Origin of the sequence: Petrocella sp. FN5, from assembly GCF_029210395.1 — a bacterium.
Taxonomy (GTDB): domain Bacteria; phylum Bacillota; class Clostridia; order Lachnospirales; family Vallitaleaceae; genus Petrocella.
In genome coordinates, this window is the sequence record NZ_JARGDP010000113.1 from 1 (window position 1) to 5,010 (window position 5,010).

A 5,010-nucleotide genomic window follows, 5' to 3' on the forward strand; every position below is an offset into this window, starting at 1 on the left:
TATTTAGGTCTTAAATCTATCAGATATCATAGCGCCTACAAAGTAATACTACCTAATGTATGTACCACCATTTACATCTATATTTTCACCATTTAAAAAAGTATTTTCTATACAAAATGAGACTGCAAGAGCAATATGTTCACTTTGGCCATTTCGTTTTAGTGGATTTGCATCAGCCCATATTTTCATTTGCTCTTTTGTTGAAACCTTATCATGAAATGGTGTATCGATAACACCCGGTGATATTGTATTTACACGTATTTTTGGTGCTAATTCTCTCATAAGCCCTCTTGTAAAAACATCAACTGCACCTTTTGAAGCTGCATACATTGTAGCTCCAGGTGCACCATGCCGAATAACAACAGAAGCAATGTTCACTATATTAGGATTTGTTCCCTTATTAAGGAGTTCAATTGCTAATGAAGTAATTTTAAACAATGAAAATGTATTGAGATTAAACACTTCTTGCATATGATTCCAAGTGAGTTCAGTGGCAGGAACGCGTTTCACAAGTCCTCCTGCATTATTTACAAGAACATCTAAATAATCCGTATGCTTTTTAACTTCTTGCATTAACGCTATACAGTTTTCTTCTGTTGTTATATCACATTGAATTAAGTGTGCAATACCACCCATCTTTGTCACTTCTGATGCCACTTGAACTGCACTTTCTTTAGATTGATTGTAAACCAAATATAATTCATTATTCTTTGCTAAAGTTTTAGCTACTGCAGAACCAATGCCTGTACTTGCACCTGTTATTAATATTTTCATATAGCCTCCATTTTATCTTCTCTTTATTATTATAACTTCTGAAAACAACCTATGCTTTATACGCATACTTTTTAGGATTCATAAATATTTTTCTCCCAATGATAAAGATGTCTCTGACTGAATAGATACCCATTATTATCCCCGAAATCGGGATGGGAGCATAAAATAACTTTCTTGGTATTTTAAATATCGGTGACCATGCTGTCGCTTTACTAATGAGTACTAAGCTATACCTTACCATAAAATAGATAAATATCAATCCTATAATACTTATTATAAGTTCAAGAATATGCTCTTTTTTTGTTCCCATAAACTTTTCACTCAAAAAATCAATTCTAGAATGTTCATGTCTACGCCATAAAAAAGCAGCGCCAAAAAAACTCAAGCAAGTAAAGGATAACTCTACAATCTCATCAAACCACCCCATTGAAAAAAGTGGAATAAATCTAACAAATACATTTAGTGATAATAGGGTAAATAATATCACAAGAAATGAAACACAAATAGCTTGAAGTGTTATATTTATACTTTCATCTATTTTTATAAGTACCTTCATTTTATGCCTCCTATCTAAATAAGTTTGGTATTAATAATGATATTTGTGGTATTGCTGCAACCGCTAATAATACAATGAAAATACCAACTATATAAGGGGATACTTCTTTACTTAGAGCACCTATTTTTACATCACTAATACTCGATACTGCATACAAGCACATTCCGACAGGTGGTGATAAGAGTCCAATCATGGATGCTAAAATCATGACAACACCAAATTGAATAGGATCAACACCCAATTGAAGTATAATAGGCATAAATATGGGTATTGTAATCATAAGTACAGCAATGCCTTCTAAGAACATGCCAAGAACAATCAAAATGCCAATAATAATTAATAATAAAATATATTTATTATCACTTATACTTGTTAGTGTAATAATAATTTGTTCAGGTACTTTTAAGAACGTTAGTAACCATCCAAAAAAACCGGCTGCTGAAATTATAAACATAACTTTTACTGTATGAATAACTGTATTTGTTAATATACCAATAATCTTTTTTAAACTTAGCTCGTGATATACAAGACCGTCTAACAACAGCGCATAAATACAAGCAACTACCGCTGCTTCCGTTGCAGTAAACCAGCCACTTAAGATGCCGCCAATAATGATGACTGGCATAAGGAGTGGTAAAAATGCCTTTTTAAATGCTTCAAGTCGTTTTCCAAATGATTGTTTCGGTTGTCTTGGATAATTTCTCTTCCTCGATATAATGGATACGGCAATAATCATTGTAACTGCCATAAGTATTCCAGGCAAAAACCCAGCTAAAAACAAACTACCAACAGAAACACCAGTCATTGCACCATAGATAACAAATGGAATGCTCGGTGGTATAACAGGCCCTATCGTTGATGAAGCAGCCGTTATTGCTGCTGAAAACTTTTTATCATACCCACTATCCGTCATCGCTTTAATCTCAATCATCCCAAGTCCAGCTGCATCAGCAACTGCTGCTCCAGACATCCCCGAGAAAATAACACTGGCAATGATATTGACTTGTCCAAGCCCTCCCCAAACATGTCCTACGCTCGCCTCTGCAAAATCAAAAATTTTTCTTGTAATACCACAGGTATTCATAAGGTTACCAGCAAGAATAAAAAATGGAATGGCTAATAAAGTAAATCCTGTTGTAGATGCGTACATTCTTTGTGCCATCATAAGTAAGTTTTGTGATTCACCTAGTAACACAAATGCACCTATGGATGTAATCCCAAGACTCACTGCAATCGGTACACCAAGAAGTATTAATCCTATAAGCACGATGAAAATAAGTAATGCTTCCATAAAATCCTCCTTTAAATGAACAAGCTATATCTATTTTTATATGCATAAATACAGCTTGTTCTAGAAATATCTTGTTGTTTGCTTATAAGTTAATTATTTATTCTCTTCTGCAATCTTTAATAAATACTCAACATTTTCTTTTCCGGCATATTCAGCAATACGATCATAGGCAGGTTGCATCATATCTTTGAATAAAGCCTTATCCGGATACGTAACTTCCATACCTTTTTCCTCAAGCATTCCAACAAGATCTACTTCTTGATCTTGCATCATTTTACGCATTTCGTTGCCGGCATTCATACTTTCTTCTTTTATAATTATTTTTTGTTCTTCTGAAAGCTTATCCCAAACTTCTTTACTCATAACATTAACCATTGAGTTGTAAACATGTTGAGTAATGGCCAAATGGTTTTGAGCTTCAAAAACATTGTTGTAATAGATAACGGATAATGGGTTTTCTTGTCCATCTACTACACCTTGGTTTAATGATAAAATTAACTCTGAGAAAGCAATCTGACTAACGTTAGCACCAAGCGCTTCCATAGCGGCTTGTAATTGAATTTCGGGAGGTGTTCTAAGCTTGAGTCCGGCTACATCAGCAGGTGTATTTATTGGTCGTCTATTATTTGTTATATTTCTGAAACCCCAATCCCAGTTTGATAAAAACACAAGGCCTTGTGCTTCAAGATCAGGTGCTGCCCACTCCATAAAAGGTCCATCAAGAACACGATAAACATGATCAGCGTTTTCAAAAGCAAATGGTAACATGACAGTTGAGAATTTTTGCGAATACTTACTTAGATGTCCTTGAGTCGGTAAACTCATATCTACTGTACCAAGAATATTTTGCTCTAACACTTCATCCGGTGTACCTAAAGCATTGGCTGGATAAACGATGATATTAACGGCACCATTTGTTCTTGCTTCAACTTTTAATGCAAATTCGTTAGCAGCAAGGTCTGCTGGATGGCCAATTTCGGCATAGTGTGCCAATTTAATTTCAATAACTTCAGTGGGTTCTTCTGGTTCTTCTGCCATAGGTTCTTCTGTTTCCACATCCGTATTAGGAATAGGTTCTGGTGTAACTTCATCATTTTTTGCACAACCTACGATTGTAATTAATAGTAAGCATACTATGATTAGACCTAAAATCTTTTTAATACTTGTTAATTTCATAAACTAAACCTCCCATATAATAATCATTGATTAAGTTACTTGATATTCGTTTTATAGTTACCAAATTCATCTGGGTATGTGCCTTGTTCTTTCATGAGCTTGACATGACTATCACGTGCCGGTGCAAAAATATCAATTGCTTTAATGCCTGTAGGTGTATAACCACCATGTGGTACATTAGCCGGATGAACACATACATCCCCAGCATGCATAATAATCTTTTTGCCATCAATCTCGTGATGCTCTTCACCTTCTAGAACAATCATAATCTGTTCTGCATCATGACTATGAATAGGAAAAGTCGAACCTTTCGGTACATTGATGAAACTCACCATTGAATTTTTACTAATTAGAAACTTGGTGCGTATATCTTCTTCTGGAACGATAACTGTATCTGGTAAATCTTCTATTGTGTAAACATATTTTTGTGTCTTATCATTACTGCTCATAAGCTTTCTCCTTTTCAAATAAATGCTTTGTTTTTTGTACTTGCTTTGTGAACGGCCTGAACACATTTTTATTATGCCAAGTTTATTAAGAAAGAAAAAGAATCTTTTTTTATCTTTTAGATTACGGCTTTTTTTCAAAAGAATAAAATCCTAATTATAAAAAAAACAAAACAAAAAGCCTTTAAAATAAAGGCTTTAGAAGATGAAGTATCTTTTTTTGAAATGAAGTATCTTTTTTTGTTATAGGTTTTTAACTTCTTTTTCTATACTCCGATGGCGTAACATTTTCTAATTTTTTAAACATACGTATCATTTGTAATGTATTATTATAACCAATATTTTTTGCAACTTGTTCAATTGTCTGATTTGTTTCATTTAGTAAATACTTAGCTTTATTAATTTTAATTCTAGTCACATATTCTTTGAAATTAATACCCGTTTCATCCTTAAACTGTTTTGACAAATAGGATACAGACATATCAAGTCGTTCTGCAATTTCATTCAAACTTATATCCTTCATATACTCTGCCTCAATAAATTGAATACATTTATTGACCGGACTGTCGAATTTATTATAACCATCTTCCTTTAAAAAAGTGAAGATATTTGTGATAAATTGTAGGGTCCAATTAGTAGCTTCATTAATTGTTTTAAATCTTTTATCAAACTCCGAAAAACTCTTAATGATATCGCTCATATCTTTGGAATGAATATATTGAATCTCATAAAGATAACCAATAATCGTATTGAGCACATCTTTATAA

At 33.2% G+C, this 5,010-nt stretch carries 6 protein-coding genes; all 6 read right to left on the reverse strand.

The features are described from left to right. Nucleotides 1–48: 48 nt before the first annotated feature. Nucleotides 49–774 (reverse strand): SDR family NAD(P)-dependent oxidoreductase, encoded by a 726-nt coding sequence (locus P0N36_RS14465; protein ID WP_275843572.1) that lies wholly within the window; start codon nucleotides 772–774, stop codon nucleotides 49–51. A 49-nt stretch (nucleotides 775–823) separates the two neighbouring features. Beyond that, on the reverse strand, nucleotides 824–1,330 hold the full coding sequence (locus P0N36_RS14470; protein WP_275843573.1) for a TRAP transporter small permease: 507 nt from the start codon (nucleotides 1,328–1,330) through the stop codon (nucleotides 824–826). Nucleotides 1,331–1,340: 10 nt separating this feature from the next. Further along, nucleotides 1,341–2,621, reverse strand: coding sequence for a TRAP transporter large permease (locus P0N36_RS14475; RefSeq protein WP_275843574.1), 1,281 nt, complete (start codon nucleotides 2,619–2,621; stop codon nucleotides 1,341–1,343). A gap of 93 nt (nucleotides 2,622–2,714) precedes the next feature. Continuing rightward, complete coding sequence (locus P0N36_RS14480; RefSeq protein WP_275843575.1) at nucleotides 2,715–3,797, reverse strand: TRAP transporter substrate-binding protein; 1,083 nt, start codon at nucleotides 3,795–3,797, stop codon at nucleotides 2,715–2,717. 35 nt (nucleotides 3,798–3,832) lie between these two features. Continuing rightward, complete coding sequence (locus P0N36_RS14485; protein ID WP_275843576.1) at nucleotides 3,833–4,246, reverse strand: cupin domain-containing protein; 414 nt, start codon at nucleotides 4,244–4,246, stop codon at nucleotides 3,833–3,835. A gap of 250 nt (nucleotides 4,247–4,496) precedes the next feature. After that, a partial coding sequence (locus tag P0N36_RS14490; RefSeq protein WP_275843577.1) for a helix-turn-helix domain-containing protein occupies nucleotides 4,497–5,010 on the reverse strand: 514 nt, incomplete at its 5' end.